Origin of the sequence: Stenotrophomonas sp. JAI102, from assembly GCF_013409105.1 — a bacterium.
In the GTDB taxonomy this organism is placed as follows: domain Bacteria; phylum Pseudomonadota; class Gammaproteobacteria; order Xanthomonadales; family Xanthomonadaceae; genus Stenotrophomonas; species Stenotrophomonas maltophilia_AA.
On sequence record NZ_JACCCI010000001.1, the window covers coordinates 1,623,728 to 1,638,278 of the forward strand.

At 67.4% G+C, this 14,551-nt stretch carries 13 protein-coding genes; 8 read left to right on the forward strand and 5 right to left on the reverse strand.

Features of this window, described 5'->3' with window-relative positions:
- Positions 1-144 precede the first annotated feature (144 nt).
- From dnaE to HDC96_RS07595, 3 genes are all read left to right on the forward strand, one after another.
- Positions 145-3,726 carry a DNA polymerase III subunit alpha gene (gene dnaE / locus HDC96_RS07585; RefSeq protein ID WP_179459387.1) on the forward strand — a complete coding sequence of 1,194 codons (3,582 nt, stop codon included), beginning with the start codon at positions 145-147 and terminating at the stop codon, positions 3,724-3,726.
- A 32-nt stretch (positions 3,727-3,758) separates the two neighbouring features.
- A complete protein-coding gene (locus HDC96_RS07590) occupies positions 3,759-4,631 on the forward strand; it encodes a hypothetical protein (RefSeq protein ID WP_179459388.1) in 873 nt (290 codons plus the stop codon).
- 113 nt (positions 4,632-4,744) lie between these two features.
- On the forward strand, positions 4,745-5,704 hold the full coding sequence (locus HDC96_RS07595; protein WP_179459389.1) for an acetyl-CoA carboxylase carboxyltransferase subunit alpha: 960 nt from the start codon (positions 4,745-4,747) through the stop codon (positions 5,702-5,704).
- Between the two features lie 223 nt (positions 5,705-5,927).
- Here HDC96_RS07595 and HDC96_RS07600 read toward each other — a convergent pair whose 3' ends face one another.
- Positions 5,928-6,383 carry a CopD family protein gene (locus tag HDC96_RS07600; protein WP_179459390.1) on the reverse strand — a complete coding sequence of 152 codons (456 nt, stop codon included), beginning with the start codon at positions 6,381-6,383 and terminating at the stop codon, positions 5,928-5,930.
- Between the two features lie 161 nt (positions 6,384-6,544).
- Between HDC96_RS07600 and HDC96_RS07605 the strand changes: the two genes are divergently transcribed.
- Together HDC96_RS07605 and phaZ are read left to right on the forward strand one after the other, a co-directional pair.
- A complete protein-coding gene (locus tag HDC96_RS07605) occupies positions 6,545-7,141 on the forward strand; it encodes a class I SAM-dependent methyltransferase (RefSeq protein ID WP_179459391.1) in 597 nt (198 codons plus the stop codon).
- A gap of 57 nt (positions 7,142-7,198) precedes the next feature.
- The gene (gene phaZ, locus HDC96_RS07610) at positions 7,199-8,554 is read left to right on the forward strand and encodes a polyhydroxyalkanoate depolymerase (protein ID WP_179459392.1); all 1,356 of its coding nucleotides are present in this window, start codon (positions 7,199-7,201) and stop codon (positions 8,552-8,554) included.
- Between the two features lie 230 nt (positions 8,555-8,784).
- Here phaZ and HDC96_RS07615 read toward each other — a convergent pair whose 3' ends face one another.
- Positions 8,785-9,765, reverse strand: coding sequence for a sensor domain-containing protein (locus HDC96_RS07615; protein ID WP_179459393.1), 981 nt, complete (start codon positions 9,763-9,765; stop codon positions 8,785-8,787).
- Positions 9,762-10,127 carry a PadR family transcriptional regulator gene (locus HDC96_RS07620; protein WP_176989977.1) on the reverse strand — a complete coding sequence of 122 codons (366 nt, stop codon included), beginning with the start codon at positions 10,125-10,127 and terminating at the stop codon, positions 9,762-9,764. Before HDC96_RS07620 ends, HDC96_RS07615 begins: the two co-directional genes overlap by 4 nt.
- Positions 10,128-10,276: 149 nt before the next feature.
- Here HDC96_RS07620 and HDC96_RS07625 point away from each other — a divergent pair, with 149 nt between their 5' ends.
- Positions 10,277-11,176, forward strand: a complete 900-nt coding sequence (locus HDC96_RS07625; RefSeq protein WP_179459394.1) for a peptidylprolyl isomerase — start codon at positions 10,277-10,279, stop codon at positions 11,174-11,176.
- 80 nt (positions 11,177-11,256) lie between these two features.
- Here the strand turns inward: HDC96_RS07625 and HDC96_RS07630 are convergent, their stop codons facing one another.
- On the reverse strand, positions 11,257-12,135 hold the full coding sequence (locus HDC96_RS07630) for a DMT family transporter (RefSeq protein ID WP_179459648.1): 879 nt from the start codon (positions 12,133-12,135) through the stop codon (positions 11,257-11,259).
- Between the two features lie 159 nt (positions 12,136-12,294).
- Here HDC96_RS07630 and HDC96_RS07635 point away from each other — a divergent pair, with 159 nt between their 5' ends.
- Together HDC96_RS07635 and HDC96_RS07640 are read left to right on the forward strand one after the other, a co-directional pair.
- On the forward strand, positions 12,295-13,245 hold the full coding sequence (locus tag HDC96_RS07635; protein ID WP_179459395.1) for a LysR substrate-binding domain-containing protein: 951 nt from the start codon (positions 12,295-12,297) through the stop codon (positions 13,243-13,245).
- An 88-nt stretch (positions 13,246-13,333) separates the two neighbouring features.
- Complete coding sequence (locus tag HDC96_RS07640) at positions 13,334-13,627, forward strand: hypothetical protein (protein ID WP_019184421.1); 294 nt, start codon at positions 13,334-13,336, stop codon at positions 13,625-13,627.
- Positions 13,628-13,672: 45 nt separating this feature from the next.
- Here HDC96_RS07640 and HDC96_RS07645 read toward each other — a convergent pair whose 3' ends face one another.
- Positions 13,673-14,443 (reverse strand): DUF4349 domain-containing protein, encoded by a 771-nt coding sequence (locus HDC96_RS07645; RefSeq protein WP_179459396.1) that lies wholly within the window; start codon positions 14,441-14,443, stop codon positions 13,673-13,675.
- Between the last annotated feature and the right edge of the window lie 108 nt (positions 14,444-14,551).

A 14,551-nucleotide genomic window follows, 5' to 3' on the forward strand; every position in this document is an offset into this window, starting at 1 on the left:
ACCGCCCCGCACGGCCCCAGCGCATGACGGCTGCCGCCGGAAACCTGAACCCCACCGCCAACCCGCGCCCCCGCAACACCCCTGTCAAGCCTTGTTCGCGTGCACCGCCACGGCTACCCTGACCGGGCATCACATTGGTTCGGCATGTCCACTTCCCGTTTCGTACATCTCCACGTCCACACCGAATTTTCGCTGGCGGATTCGACCATCCGTGTCCCGGCGAAGCCGGATCAGGCTGACCCGAAGAAAGCCAAGCAGGCCAACCTGCTCAGCCGCGCGGTCGAACTGAAACTGCCCGCACTGGCCGTGACGGACCTCAACAACCTGTTCGCGCTGGTCAAGTTCTACAAAGCCGCCGAGACCGTGGGCATCAAGCCCATTGCGGGCGCCGACATCATGATCGCCGAAGAAGGCATGACGCCCTGGCGCATGACCCTGCTCTGCCGCGACCGCGAAGGCTACCTCAGCCTCTCCAGGCTGCTGACCCGCGCCTGGATGGAAGGCCACCGCCCCGAAGGCGGCGTCGCCGTCCACCCGGACTGGCTCAAAGCCGGTTGCCACAACCTGTTCGCACTGGCCGGGCGTGACAGCCTCGCCGGCCGCCTCGCCGGCGACGGCCGCCACGACCTGGCAGAGCAACAGCTCGCCGACTGGCAGCGCGTGTTCGGCGATGGCCTGCACCTGGAGCTGACCCGCACCGGACGCGACGGCGAAGAAGCCTTCAACCAGTTCGCCCTGCAGGCCGCCGGCCAGCGCGGCCTGCCGGTGATCGCCAGCAACGACGTCCGCTTCCTGCAGCCGGAAGATTTCAACGCGCACGAAGCGCGCGTCTGCATTTCCTCCGGCCGCGTGCTGGACGATCCCAAGCGTCCGCGCGACTACAGCGACCAGCAGTACCTCAAGTCCGCCGAGGACATGTGCGCGCTGTTCGCCGACATCCCCGACGCGATCGACAACACGCTCGCGCTGGCCGAACGCTGCAACATCGAAATGCGCCTGGGCACGTACTTCCTGCCCAACTATCCGGTGCCCGAGGACGAAACCCTCGACAGCTGGATCTGCAGCGAATCGCGCAAGGGCCTGGAAGCACGCCTCGAAAAGAACCCGCTGGCACCGGGCAAGACCCGCGCCGATTACTTCGAGCGCCTCGAATTCGAACTGGCGACCATCATCAAGATGGGGTTCCCCGGCTACTTCCTGATCGTGGCCGACTTCATCCAGTGGGGGAAGAACCAGGGCATTCCGATCGGTCCCGGCCGTGGTTCCGGTGCCGGCTCGCTGGTCGCCTGGGCGCTGCAGATCACCGATCTGGATCCGATCCCGTACAACCTGCTGTTCGAGCGGTTCCTGAACCCCGAACGCGTGTCGATGCCCGACTTCGACATCGACTTCTGCATGGACCGCCGCGACGAAGTCATCGACTACGTCGCGCGTAAATACGGACGCGACCGCGTCAGCCAGATCATCACCTACGGCACCATGGCGGCCAAGGCCGTGGTGCGCGATTCCGGCCGCGTGCTGGGCTTCCCGTACGGCCTGGTCGACGGCGTTTCCAAGCTGATCCCCAACATCCTGGGCATCTCGCTCAAGGACGCCATGGGCGAAGGCAAGGATTCGGAAATGGCCTCGCCGGAGCTGATCCAGCGCTACCAGAACGAAGACGACGTCCGCGACCTGATCGACCTGGCGCGCCAGCTCGAAGACCTCACCCGCAACGCCGGCAAGCACGCCGGTGGCGTGGTGATCGCGCCCGAACCGCTGGCCGAATTCTGCCCGCTGTTCGCCGAACACGACGAAGGCGGCCGCGGCCGCAACCCGGTCACCCAGTTCGACAAGAACGACGTCGAAGAAATCGGCCTGGTAAAGTTCGACTTCCTCGGCCTGCGCACGCTGACCATCATCGACTGGGCGGTCAAGGCGATCAACAAGCGCCATGAGCGCGCCGGCATCCCGCCGGTGGACATCACCGCGCTACCGCTGGATGACGTGCCGACCTACAAGGACATCTTCGCCAACGGCAATACCGGTGCGGTGTTCCAGTTCGAATCCTCGGGCATGCGCCGCCTGCTGAAAGACGCGCGTCCCGACCGCTTCGAAGACCTCATCGCGCTGGTGTCGCTGTACCGTCCCGGCCCGATGGACCTGATTCCCTCCTTCAACGCGCGCAAGCACGGGCAGGAAGAAATCATCTACCCCGATCCGCGCACCGAAGCGATCCTGAAAGACACCTACGGCATCATGGTGTACCAGGAGCAGGTGATGCAGATGGCGCAGATCGTCGGCGGTTACTCGCTGGGCGGCGCCGATCTGCTGCGCCGTGCGATGGGCAAGAAGGTGCCGGCCGAAATGGCCAAGCATCGCGAGATCTTCCGCGAAGGCGCGGCCAAGGACGGCGTCGTCGAAGCCAAGGCCGACGCGATCTTCGACCTGATGGAGAAGTTCGCCGGCTACGGCTTCAACAAGTCGCACGCTGCTGCCTACGCGCTGGTCAGCTACCAGACCGCATGGCTCAAGCGCCATTACCCGGCCGAGTTCATGGCCGCGACGCTGTCCTCGGACATGGACAACACCGACAAGGTGGTCGGCTTCCTCGCCGAAGTACGCAACCTCGGCCTGACCGTGCTGCCGCCGCGCGTGAACGAATCGGCGTACATGTTCGAAGCCTCCAGCGCCGACACCATCGTGTACGGCCTGGGCGCGATCAAAGGCGTCGGCCAGGGCGCCTGCGAAGCGATCGTGGAAGAACGCCAGCGTGGCGGCCCGTACGTGTCGCTGCTGGATTTCTGCATGCGCGCCGAATCCGGCAAGCTCAACCGACGCACGCTGGAAGCGATGATCAACTGCGGCGCGATGGACGGGCTCGGCAAGAACCGCGCCTCGCTGATGCTGCAGCTGCCCGAAGTGCTCAAGGCCACGGACCAGATGGCGCGCGAGAAGGCCTCCGGCCAGAACTCGCTGTTCGGCGCACCCGATCCGGTCAGCACCGCGATGCAGCTGGAGCTGCCCGAAGCCAAGGAGTGGGCGCTGGGCCAGCTGCTGGAAGGCGAGCGCGAAACGCTGGGTTTCTACCTCAGTGGCCATCCGTTCGATCCCTACGCCGACGACGTCAAGGAACTGGTCGGTACCGACCTGGGCAAGCTGGAGAAGTTGATCCCGCCGGCGCGTCCGAGCAAGGACGGTGAGAAGCGCGCCTGGCGCCAGGAAACCCCGGTGATCCTCGCCGGCCTGGTGGTCGGCGTGCGCCGCAAGGGCGAAAGCCAGATCTTCATGCAGCTCGAAGACGGCAAGGGCCGCGTGGAATGCAGCGCCTTCACCGATGGCCTGGCCGAGTTCGGCCACCTGATGACCAAGGACCGCATCCTGGTGGTCAAGGGCGGCCTGCGCGAGGACGAGTTCAACGGCGGCTACGCGCTGCGCATCCGCCAGGTCTGGGATTACGAAGACATCTGCGCGAACTACGCCACGCGCCTGTCGCTGCGGGTGGACCTGCGCCAGGACGGCGCGGTGTGGAACCGCATCAACGCCCTGCTCGACCGGCATCGCCCGGGCCGCACGCCGCTGCGCCTGGACCTGCTGCTCGGCTCGGAGCAGGGCCCGGTGGCCGGCATGCTCGACGTTGCCGGCGAGATCGCCGTGCGCGTGGACAGCCAACTGGTCGACGCCCTGCGCGCCGATCCCGCGGTACGCACGGTGAAGGTGCGCTACAGCCCGCCGTGGGCGAACTGATCTTTTTTCTGTTGCAACACAGGTGTTTTGTTTTGATCAAGCGTTTTGCCGTGCTGCTGAGTGCAGCCGTCGCCATCACCGGCTGCTCCGGCCCCGCCCAGACCTTCGAGATCGACAATCCGGGCGCCACGCCACTGACCCTGCGCATCGATGGCAATGAACTGCCGATCGCCGCGCACGCCTCGCGGCCGGTCAAGCTCAAGCCCGGTGAACATCATCTGCAGACCGAACAGCTGGGCGACGTGCGTTTCATCGTCTACGCCAGCGGCAAGGGTGGGTTGATCAACCCGACCCTGGCCGAGTACGTGATCGCCAACGAGATCTACGTCACCGGCGAGGACAAGCTGCAGCACTTCGGCCGCCTGAACAACCAGATCGCGCTGGGCGGCGTGACCTTCGAAGGGCCGTACCAGGCCACCCACGACCTGTTCATCGACCAGGCCTGGAGCTTCGGCGTCCGCGAGCCGTTCCCCGAGGTCCAGACCGTGTCCCACGTGGACGCCAGCGGCGGCCGGATCAACGCGAAGATCTTCACTGCCCCGGATTTCATCGCCTACGTCGAAGCAGGCATGGGCCAGCCGGGCGCTTACACGCGCCAGCAGCCCAAGGGCTACGTTGCCCCCGTCTACACACTGGACGCCGCGCCGACCGCGCTGCCCGCGCTGGATCCGGCCTTCGAAGCCCATGCCGGCCCACTGCGCGAGCTGTACAGCCGTTACCTGCAGGCCACCACCGCCGATGCGCAGCTGCAGCTCCAGCAGGAGGCCTTCCAGGCCCAGATGGCGTTCACCGCCGCGACCGCCACGCTGGGCTCCGGCCTGTCCAAGGAGGCGAACGAGGGCTACAACACCTTCGTGCGGACCCGCAGCACGCTGATGGGCAGCGCGGCGCTGGTCGTCCCCTGACCTGACTGGCGCCCTTGGCCCCGCTGCGCTACCGTCGGTTTCCAGACGACGGCGTACGGGGCTTTTCGGCGCATTCGGCTACACTTCCCCTCTTTTCTTCACGACGGTTTCCGATGAATCCGAACTACCTCGACTTCGAGCAACCCATCGCTGATCTGGAGGCGAAGATCCAGGAACTGCGCAGCGCCAGCGCCGGACCTGCGGTCAATGTCGAGGCCGAGGTCCATGCCCTGCAGGACAAGCTGCGGGTGCGCACCGCGCAGATCTTCCGCAACCTGACCTCCTGGCAGGTGCTGCAGCTGGCCCGGCATCCGTCCCGCCCGTACACCGAGGACTACATCCGCATCATCTGCGATGAGTTCCAGGAACTGGCCGGCGACCGCGCCTTCGCCGACGACAAGGCGATCATCGGCGGCCTGGCCCGCATCGGTGGCCGCTCGGTGATGCTGATCGGCCATCAGAAGGGCCGCGACACCAAGGAAAAGATCAGGCGCAACTTCGGCATGCCCAAGCCGGAGGGCTACCGCAAGGCGCTGCGCCTGATGAAGATGGCCGAACGCTTCGGCCTGCCGGTGCTGACCCTGATCGATACCGCCGGCGCCTGGCCGGGCATCGACGCCGAATCGCGCGGCCAGTCCGAAGCGATCGCGCGCAACCTGATGGAAATGGCCGAACTGAAGGTGCCGGTGGTCTGCACCGTGATCGGTGAAGGCGGCTCGGGCGGCGCACTGGCACTGGGCGTGGGCGACCGCACCGTGATGCTGGAATACAGCGTGTACTCGACCATCAGCCCGGAAGGCTGCGCCTCGATCCTGTGGAAGGACCCGGCCAAGGCCAAGGACGCCGCCGAACAGCTCGGCCTGACCGCCCCGCGCCTGAAGAGTCTGGGCCTGGTCGACAAAGTCCTGCGTGAGCCGACCGGTGGCGCCCACCGCAATCCCAACCAGATGGCCAAGCGCCTCAAGGCCGTGCTGCTCAACGAGCTGGACGTGCTGGAGAAGCTGCCGGTCGACGAACTGCTGCAGAAGCGTTACGAGCGCCTGCGCAGCTACGGGACCTACGAAGTGGCCTGATCAGGCTGCGGCACAGACGAAAAAAGCCGGACGCGCAAGCGCCCGGCTTTTTTTGTGCTGCACGCCGGCGGCGTGGCTCGGCGGTAGTGCCGGCCGCTGGCCGGCTCCTCCGTTATCCGGCCTCCCCGGCATCACCGTGAGCCGGCCAGCGGCCGGCACTACCCGGTTTCGCACGCGGGTCCCAGGTAGTCGGCCTGCGGCCGGCACCACCGCTGCGGATCGCTCAGAACGGCTTGGCGAGGACCAGCCAGACCACGGCGATGAACAGCACCAGCGGCAGTTCGTTGAACCAGCGCAGCGCGCGCGAGGACGGCAGCACCCTGCCCTTGACCGCGCCTTTCAGCAGCCGCCCGGTCCACGAGTAGTACACCAGCAGCAGCACCACCAGCCCGAGCTTGGCATGCAGCCAGCCCGCCGCCCCCGGGGCGACCATGGTCGGGAAATCCGGAATCACGCGGTAGCCCAGCCACAGCACCAGGCCCAGGATCAGCGCGAGGCCGAACATCATGTGGCCGAACCGGTACAGGCGCAGGCCCATCAGCTGCAGCCGCTCGGTCACCGGCAGCTGGCCGGCGGTCTCGCTGAGGTTGACCAGGATCCGCGGCAGGTAGAACACCGCCGCCATCCATGCCACCACGAACAGCAGATGGAAGGTTTTGACCCAGTAATAACTCTGCATGCGCTTGCTCCCGCGGCTGGCGTAGGTTGGCCGCCATTCTCGCATGCCCCGTAGAGCCACCCCATGGGCGGCTGACGCGACCCATCGCCGCACCTCAACGACGCATCCACGTGCGCCACGCCGTACGATAGACGCCGCTTTCACCCACGTGCACATCCTCCATGGACAAAACCTACGACGCCGCCTACTTCCAGCGCTGGTACCAGCCTGACCAGACCGGTGGCGCCACGCGCCTCGCGCGCAAGGTGGCGCTCGCGGTGGCCAGTGCCGAGTACTACCTGGAACGGCCGATACGCAGCGTGCTCGATATCGGCTGCGGCGAAGGTGCCTGGCGCGCCCCGCTGCTCAAGCTGCGGCCGCGCGTGCAATACCTCGGCTTCGACAGCAGCGATTACGCCGTGCTCCGCTACGGCCGCAGCCGCAACCTGCACCCGGCCAGGGTCGGCGATTTCGCGTGGCTGCGCCCGTGCGCGCCGGTCGATCTGCTGATCTGCTCGGACGTGATGCACTACGTGCCCAGCCGCGAGCTGCGCCCGGCACTGGAGGGCTTCGCCGAACTGACCGCCGGCGTTGCCTTCCTGGAGGCGTTCACCGCCGAGGACGACTTCGACGGGGATCACGAGGGCTTCCAGGCGCGACCGGCCCGCTGGTACCGCAGCCAGCTCAAGCGCGTCGGCTTCACCGCGCTGGGCTCGCACTGCTGGTTGTCCCCGGCGCTGGCCGGCCATGCGGCCGCGCTGGAACGCGGCGGGCCCTGAGTCTCCATAACATTTGAGACAGGACCCGCATTAACGCGCCCGCGCGACGGGTGCGCTATGCTGCGCGGCAACATAAGACCATACATATTGGACGTCATGCTATATCAGCTGCATGAGTTGACCCGCAACCTGCTCGCCCCGTGGGTGCACCAGGCCCAGGCCAACGCGAAGTTCTTCGCCAATCAAGATCATTGGTGGTCGCAGATGCCCGGCGCGGATCGCCTGGCCGCTGTGAACGAGCTGTTCCACCGCATCGGCAAGGATTACGAGAAGCCCGAGTGGGGCATCAACGAAATCGACGTCGAGGGCGAGCGCGTGCCGATCGTCGTCCACGAAGAGATCAGCAAGCCGTTCTGCAGACTGCTGCGCTTCAAGCGCCACAGCAATGAAGCCGACCAGCTGCACACCATGCTCAACCAGCCGTTCGTGCTGGTGGTGGCGCCGTTGTCCGGTCACCACGCCACGCTGCTGCGCGATACCGTGCGCACCCTGCTGCGCGACCACCGCGTGTACGTGACCGACTGGGTCGATGCGCGTATGGTGCCCGGCAGCGAAGGCGAGTTCGGGCTGGATGATTACATCGCCTATGTGCAGGAATTCATCCGTCACCTCGGTGCGGAGAAGCTGCATGTGGTCAGCGTCTGCCAGCCGACCGTGCCGGTGCTTGCCGCCGTCTCGCTGATGGCCAGCCGTGGCGAAACCACGCCGCGTTCGCTGGTGATGATGGGGGGCCCGATCGATGCGCGCTGCAGCCCGACCGCGGTCAACAACCTGGCCACGCAGAACCCGATGTCGTGGTTCGAGAACAACGTGATCCACACCGTACCGGCCACCTTCCCGGGTGCCGGCCGCCGCGTGTATCCGGGCTTCCTGCAGCATGCGGGATTCCTGTCGATGAACCCGAGCCGCCATTTCAGTTCGCACTGGGATTTCTATGCCGACCTGGTCAAGGGCGACATGGAAGATGCCGACGCGCACCGTCGTTTCTACGACGAGTACAACGCCGTGCTCGACATGCCGGCCAAGTACTACCTCGACACCATCCGCGTGGTCTTCCAGGAATTCCTGCTGCCGCGCGGCGAGTGGTACGTGCAGGGAGAACGCGTGGATCCCACCGCGATCACCGGCACTGCGCTGCTGAGCATCGAAGGCGAGCTGGACGACATCGCCGGCCTCGGCCAGACCGAAGCCGCGCAGGCATTGTGCACCGGCATCCCGGCCGCGCATCGCGAACATTTCATCGTCGAAGGCGCCGGCCACTACGGTATTTTCAGCGGCCGCCGCTGGCGCGAAACGGTCTACCCGAAGGTGCGCGATTTCTTCGCCGCCCATGCGCAGACCGTGGCGAGCAAGCCCAAGAAGGCCGCGAAGATCGCGAGCAACGTGACGCCGCTGCGCCGTAAAGCGGGCTGAGCGATCCGTACCGACCAACGGTCGGTACCTGCAGCGCCGGTAGAACGCTTGACGAACGCCCCCCGACTCGGGGGGGCACACGCTGTGGGTAGTGCCGGCCGCTGGCCGGCTGCGCTTTCATCCAGCATCGTGGGGAGCCGGCCAGCGGCCGGCACTACCGGATCCTCGGGTTCTGCAGCGCCGGTAGGTGACGACCGTTGGTCGTCACCCTCGCCCTCCTCGTGTCCCGTTTACAGCCGCACCAGCAGCTGCTTGGCCATCATGCCGTGCAGGCGGCCGATGCCGCGGGCCAGGTGCAGCGTCGCGAACAGCAGCAGCACGCCGACCACCGCCAGCAGCGGTGTGACCCAGACCGGCAGCATCTGGCTGCCGTCGAAGTGCAGTCCCACGTAGCTGCTGGAGAACAGCGCCGCCACCGGTGCCCAGATGAAGCCCATCGAGGTCGACAACAGCGTGGTGGCGATCGTGAAGTAGACGATGCCCAGCGGCAGCATCAGCACGAAGTACAGCAGGGTCAGCCAGGTCCGCCCGTCAGTGAACATGTCGCCGATGCGCTGCAGCCAGCTGCGGCTGCGGTCGGAGTACGTCGGCCGGCGCGGCATGCGCTCGCCCAGCAGGGCTTCCACCAGCCGTCCTTCCAGCAGTGACAGGCCGCGCACCGAGCCGAAGAACAGCACCGCCACCGGGATGCCGATGATCAGCACCATCAGGCCCAGCGACAGCGACAGGCCGGTGACCACCCAGGTGAAGAAGAACGTGCCGGTAGCGAGCGACAGCAGCATGTAGAACAGCGCGCCGTAGGTGCGGGCCTCCAGCGCGACACCGAAGAAACGGGCCAGCGCCGAGCGCGGCCTGGGCGGGGCCGGCGGCGGCGGCGCCGCGTCCGCGCCGTTACCGACCGGCGCGGCGCGTCGCAACGGCGCCGTACCGGCACTGGGCGTGCGCAGCGCGCGGTTCACGGTGATCTCGGTTTCGCGGTAGATGTCGGCGACTTCTTCCGGCGCGCCGTAGCTGCCGGCGACATCGGCGATCACCTCGGCCTCGCTGCGGCCCGGCTGGGCGGCCAGCTCCGAACGCAGGTATTCCTCGGCGTCGTACAGGGCGTCCTGCACCATCGCCGGATCGGCGTCGTGCAGCGCCGCGCGCAGCTGGGCCAGATACGCGGGAATGGTGGTCGGCAAGGCCCGACCGGCCACGGACTCGATGTTCATTCGGTTACCCCTTCCAGGACGGAATCGACGGAATCACGGGTGGCACGCCACGCGGCGGTCCATTGCCTGAGCACTTCGTGGCCCGTGTCATTGATGCGGTAGTAGCGGCGCGGCGGACCGGCCACCGACGGTTCAACATGGCTTTCCAGCAACCCGGCCCCCTCCAGGTTGCGCAACACCGGGTACAGCGCGCTCTGCTTGCCGCTCAGCACGCCCTCGCCGATCCGCTCCAGCTCCTTGGCGATCAGGTACCCGTACAGCGGCTCGCCGGCCTTGGCCAGGACCGCCAGCAGGGCCAGTGAGACCGTGCCGGAGCTGAGCTCTTTCTGGAACTTCTTCAGGTGGACGTCGTGGTCGCTCATGGCGGTCTCCGCTAGCGTGGAGTCCACACTAGTCCGAAGTTCGCTATAGCGGATGTGTCGTTAGTCACCGTGCCGGTGGGCATGGCCGGCTGGCCGTGGCTGGCGTGCTCGCGCACAATCGGGGCACTACCTTCCTGAACGGGTCCGCCATGTCGCCACGTCGTCCTGCCCTGCTCGCCCTCGCCCTGGCCTGCCTGCTCCCCACCCTGGCCAGCGCGGCCACGCCTTACCGCAGCCCGCAGCAGATCCTGGACGCCTCGCCGGACAGCGACTGGCGCACGCCCGACCCGGCCAACCTGCTGTACATGAACCTGCCGGCCGGCCGCGTCATCATCGAGCTGGCCCCGGCGTTCGCGCCGCGGCACGTGGCCAACATCCAGACCCTCGCCCACGAGCATTTCTGGGATGGCGAGAGCATCTACCGCGCGCAGGACAATTTCGTGGTGCAGTTCGGCGATGCCGACGCCGATGATGCCGCCAAGGCAAAGCCGCTCGGCAGCGCCACGCGCAAGCTCCCGGCCGAGTTCCAGCGCGACAGCAAGGGGCTCAAGGTCAGCCTCCTGCCCGACCGTGATGGCTGGGCCGACCAGACCGGTTTCGTCGACGGCTTCCCGGTGGGCCAGGACCGCAAGGACGGCAAGACCTGGCTGGCGCATTGCTATGGCGCGCTGGGTGCCGGCCGCAACAACGAGGAAGACAGCAGCGTCGGCGCCGAGCTGTACGTGGTGACCGGACAGTCACCGCGTCAGCTGGACCGCAACATCACCGTGGTCGGCCGCGTGCTGCAGGGCATGGAACTGCTCAGCGCCCTGTCGCGCGGCCCGGCGCCGATGGGCTTCTACACCGATCCGGCGCAGCGCACCGCGATCCAGTCGATCCAGCGTGCGAGCGACGTCCCGGCTGCGCAGCGCCCCAAGCTGCAGGTGCTGCGCACCGACTCGAAGACCTTCGCCGATGCGACCGAAGCACGCCGCAACCGCGTCGATGATTTCTACAAGCGCCCGGCGGGCCACATCGACCTGTGCAACATCCCGGTGCCGGTGCGCTGAGGATGAGATAACCGACGCGTCAGCATCCTGATGCCCTTGTAGAGCCACCCCATGGGTGGCTGCACGCGGCCCCCCCCGGCCTATCGCTGCGATGCCGCCACGCTGCCAAGGATCAGCACCCCCGCCACCACCATCGCGCCGGTCACCGGTTCGCCCAGGAACCACCAGGCGAACAGCGCGCCGAACATCGGCACCAGGTAGGTCACGGTCGAGGCGCGCGCCGGGCCGATGCGCGCGATCAGGCGATAGAACATCAGGAACGCCAGGCCGGTGCAGACCACGCCCAGGGCGATCGCGCAGGCCCAGGACAGCATCGGGATCGGGCCCGTCGGCCAGTGGGTCAGCGCCATCGGCAGCAGCAGGATCGCCGCGCAACCCAGCGTGGCGCCGGCCGAGGCCGCCGGCGGCAGGCCGGTCATGTGGCGCTTCACCAGATTGACGCCCAGGCCGTACAGCAGCGCCGCCAGTGCACCGGCCAGCACCGCCGCGCCGATGCTCAGGCCGGAGACCTTGGCCGTCGCCAGCACCACCACCCCCGCGAAACCGACCAGCAGGGCGATCGCGCGGCGCATGCCGATCTTCTCGCCGAAGAACAGGAAGGCCATCAGTGCGGCGAACAGCACCGTCATCGCATTGCAGATCGCCCCGATCGCCGCCGGGGCGCGCTGCGCGGCCCAGGCGAACAGCACGAACGGGATGGCCGAGTTGATCAGGCCGATCGGCGCCAGCCACAACCAGCGGCGGGCCGGAAACTGCGCCCGCGCCTGCCACAGGAACGGCAGCAGCACGAGCGCGCCGAGCAGCAGCCGCACTTCCACCAGTGCATAGGGGCCGAACGCCGGCACGGCTACGCGCATGAACAGGAACGAGCAGCCCCAGATCGCGCCGAGCACGGTCAGCTCCAGCGGCGTGCGCCAATCGCGCTCGACCGTGCCGGCGGCCAGCGGCGCCCCGCTCATGACCGCCCCCACAAGCAGGGCAGACACGCGGGGCAAGCGGTAAGGGACGACAACATGCGCGTGTATCCAGGGAGGAAGGGCGACAGCATCCGCCCGCCGTTGCGCGCCCACAAGCGCGTAGTATCCGTGCAAGCCACAAATATGATTTGGGTCTCAACCATGATCCTTCGCCCTGCCCTGCTGCCCGCCCTGGGGGTGTTCGCGGTAGCCGCCCGCCACCAGAACTTCGCCCATGCCGCACAGGAACTGCACCTCACCGCCAGTGCGGTCAGCCACCACGTGCGGCGGCTGGAGGATCTGCTCGGCACGGTTCTGTTCCAGCGCCATGCGCGCGGCGTGCGGCTGACCGCGGAGGGCCGCCAGTTGGCCGATGCGGCCGCGGCGGCATTGAGCGATCTCAATGCGGTGGCCGGCAACCTGCATCCCCAGGCCGACATCGTGCCGCTGCGGGTCACCACCATCCGCTCGCTGTCGTACTGCTGGCTGATCCCGCGCCTGCCGCGTTTCACCCACCAGCATCCGCGCATGCGCATCGAGCTGCAGACCAGCACCGAGCTGGTCCGCTTCGACGAGACCGGCCCGGAGCTGGGCATCCGCTACGGGCTGGGCCAGTGGCCCGGCATGACCGCGCATCATCTGATGGACGACGAACTGTGCCCGGTCGCCTCGCCGTCCCTGGCGGGCGTCTCGACATTGCGCGAACCGGCGCAGATCGCTGCCCTGCCGCTGCTCAGCGACATGTCACCGCAGGGGTGGCGCGACTGGTTCCGCGCTGCCGGCGTGCGCGGGCTGGATCTGCCGTCGCTGCACACCTTCAGCGACAGCACCGATGCGATGCGCGCGGCGGTGTATGGCATCGGCGCGGTGCTTGCCCGCAAACACATCGCGCAGCCCTATCTGCAGCGCTACGAACTGGTGCGCCTGCCCGGGCCTGCGCTCAAGGCACGCTACGCCTACTACGTGGTGCACGCCGAGCACCGCCCGCTCAGCCTGACCGCGCAGGCGTTCATGGACTGGCTCAAGCGCGAGGCGCTGGACGAACGCACTCCGCTGCCCGCGCTGCCCGACGGACTGCTGGGGTTGCCCCCTGCCGACGGCACGCACGACTGAACCGGACGCCGCGCCCGGTCGCGCGTCCTCACCCGGCCTTTTCCGTCCGCTGGCTAGGCTGGAGTCCCTTTCCCCCGAGGCTCGACCCATGGCCCTGTTGCGACTGCGAATCACCGGCACCGAAGACGATGCACGTGCCATCACCGACCTGCTGCAGAGCATCGAGGGAATCGAGCACGTCGAAGAAACCGACGACCTGATGCCGCACATGGACGACGACGATTCCAGCTCGGCCGGCCTCTCCGACGACATCGGCCCGGGCACCCACGAACTGGAAGTGGAAGTCGGCAATGCACTCGGTGCCCAGCGCGTGCGCGATGCCGTGCAGGAGCTGGCGCTGGAACTGGATGTGTTCGTCGAGTACGAGCAGGACGAAGGTTGATTGAACCGTCGTGCCGCGCGTTGAGGCGCGGCACGACCGGTTTGATCAGCGCGCGGCCGCGGCGGCCTTGCGACGCTTGCGCCGACGCCACAGCGCCACGACCACCGCACCGACCGCCCACACCACCACGCCGACCGGCAGCAGCGCGGCGACCGCGCGGATCACGAAGGCGATGCTGGTGGTGAAGATCGCACCAAACTCGCTGAACGCCTTGCCGATCTCACTGCGGCTGCGCTGCCCGGCCGGACCTTCGAAGTTCATCGTCACCAGCTGGGTGTCGATCCGCCGGCGTTGCTGCGCCGCGTCCTTGTTGGCCTGCTCCAGCCCGGCCTCGATCTCCGCCATGCGCTGCGAGACCGCCAGCAGGTCGGCAACCTTCATGTCGCTGCGCTGCTGATACGCCTGCAGCTGCGCGTGTTCCTTCTGCAACCGTGTTTGGGTCAGCGCGGTATCGGCCACCTGCTGGGCCAGATCTTCGGCATGCGTGTTGCGCGAGGCGACATCGCCGCCTTCACCGGCCAGCGCGATGATCGGCTCCACGCCCTTGGGGGCGATGCGCACGCGGATCGAACCGGAGCGGCTCTCACCGCCTTCCTCGCCCACCTGCAGCACGGCGCAGTCCCCGAACCGGTTGCTCTGGCAGGCCTCGGACACGGCCTTGACCCGTGCGCTGATGCGCTGGGCATCGAGCTGGATCCGGATGTCGTGTTCGTAGGCCAGGAACGCGCCTTCCGGCGACGCGACGGCCCCGGCAGCCGCATCGGCGGCGTAGTCCGGCCCGCTGCGGCCACAGGCCACCAGGCCCAACAGCAGCATCCCTGCCAGCCCGGCGCGGGCCCCTCCTGTCCATCCAGTCACAGTGCAGCTCCATCAACGGCGGTGAATTTCACAGCGCATGGTAATCCAATGGCACGGGGACAAAGG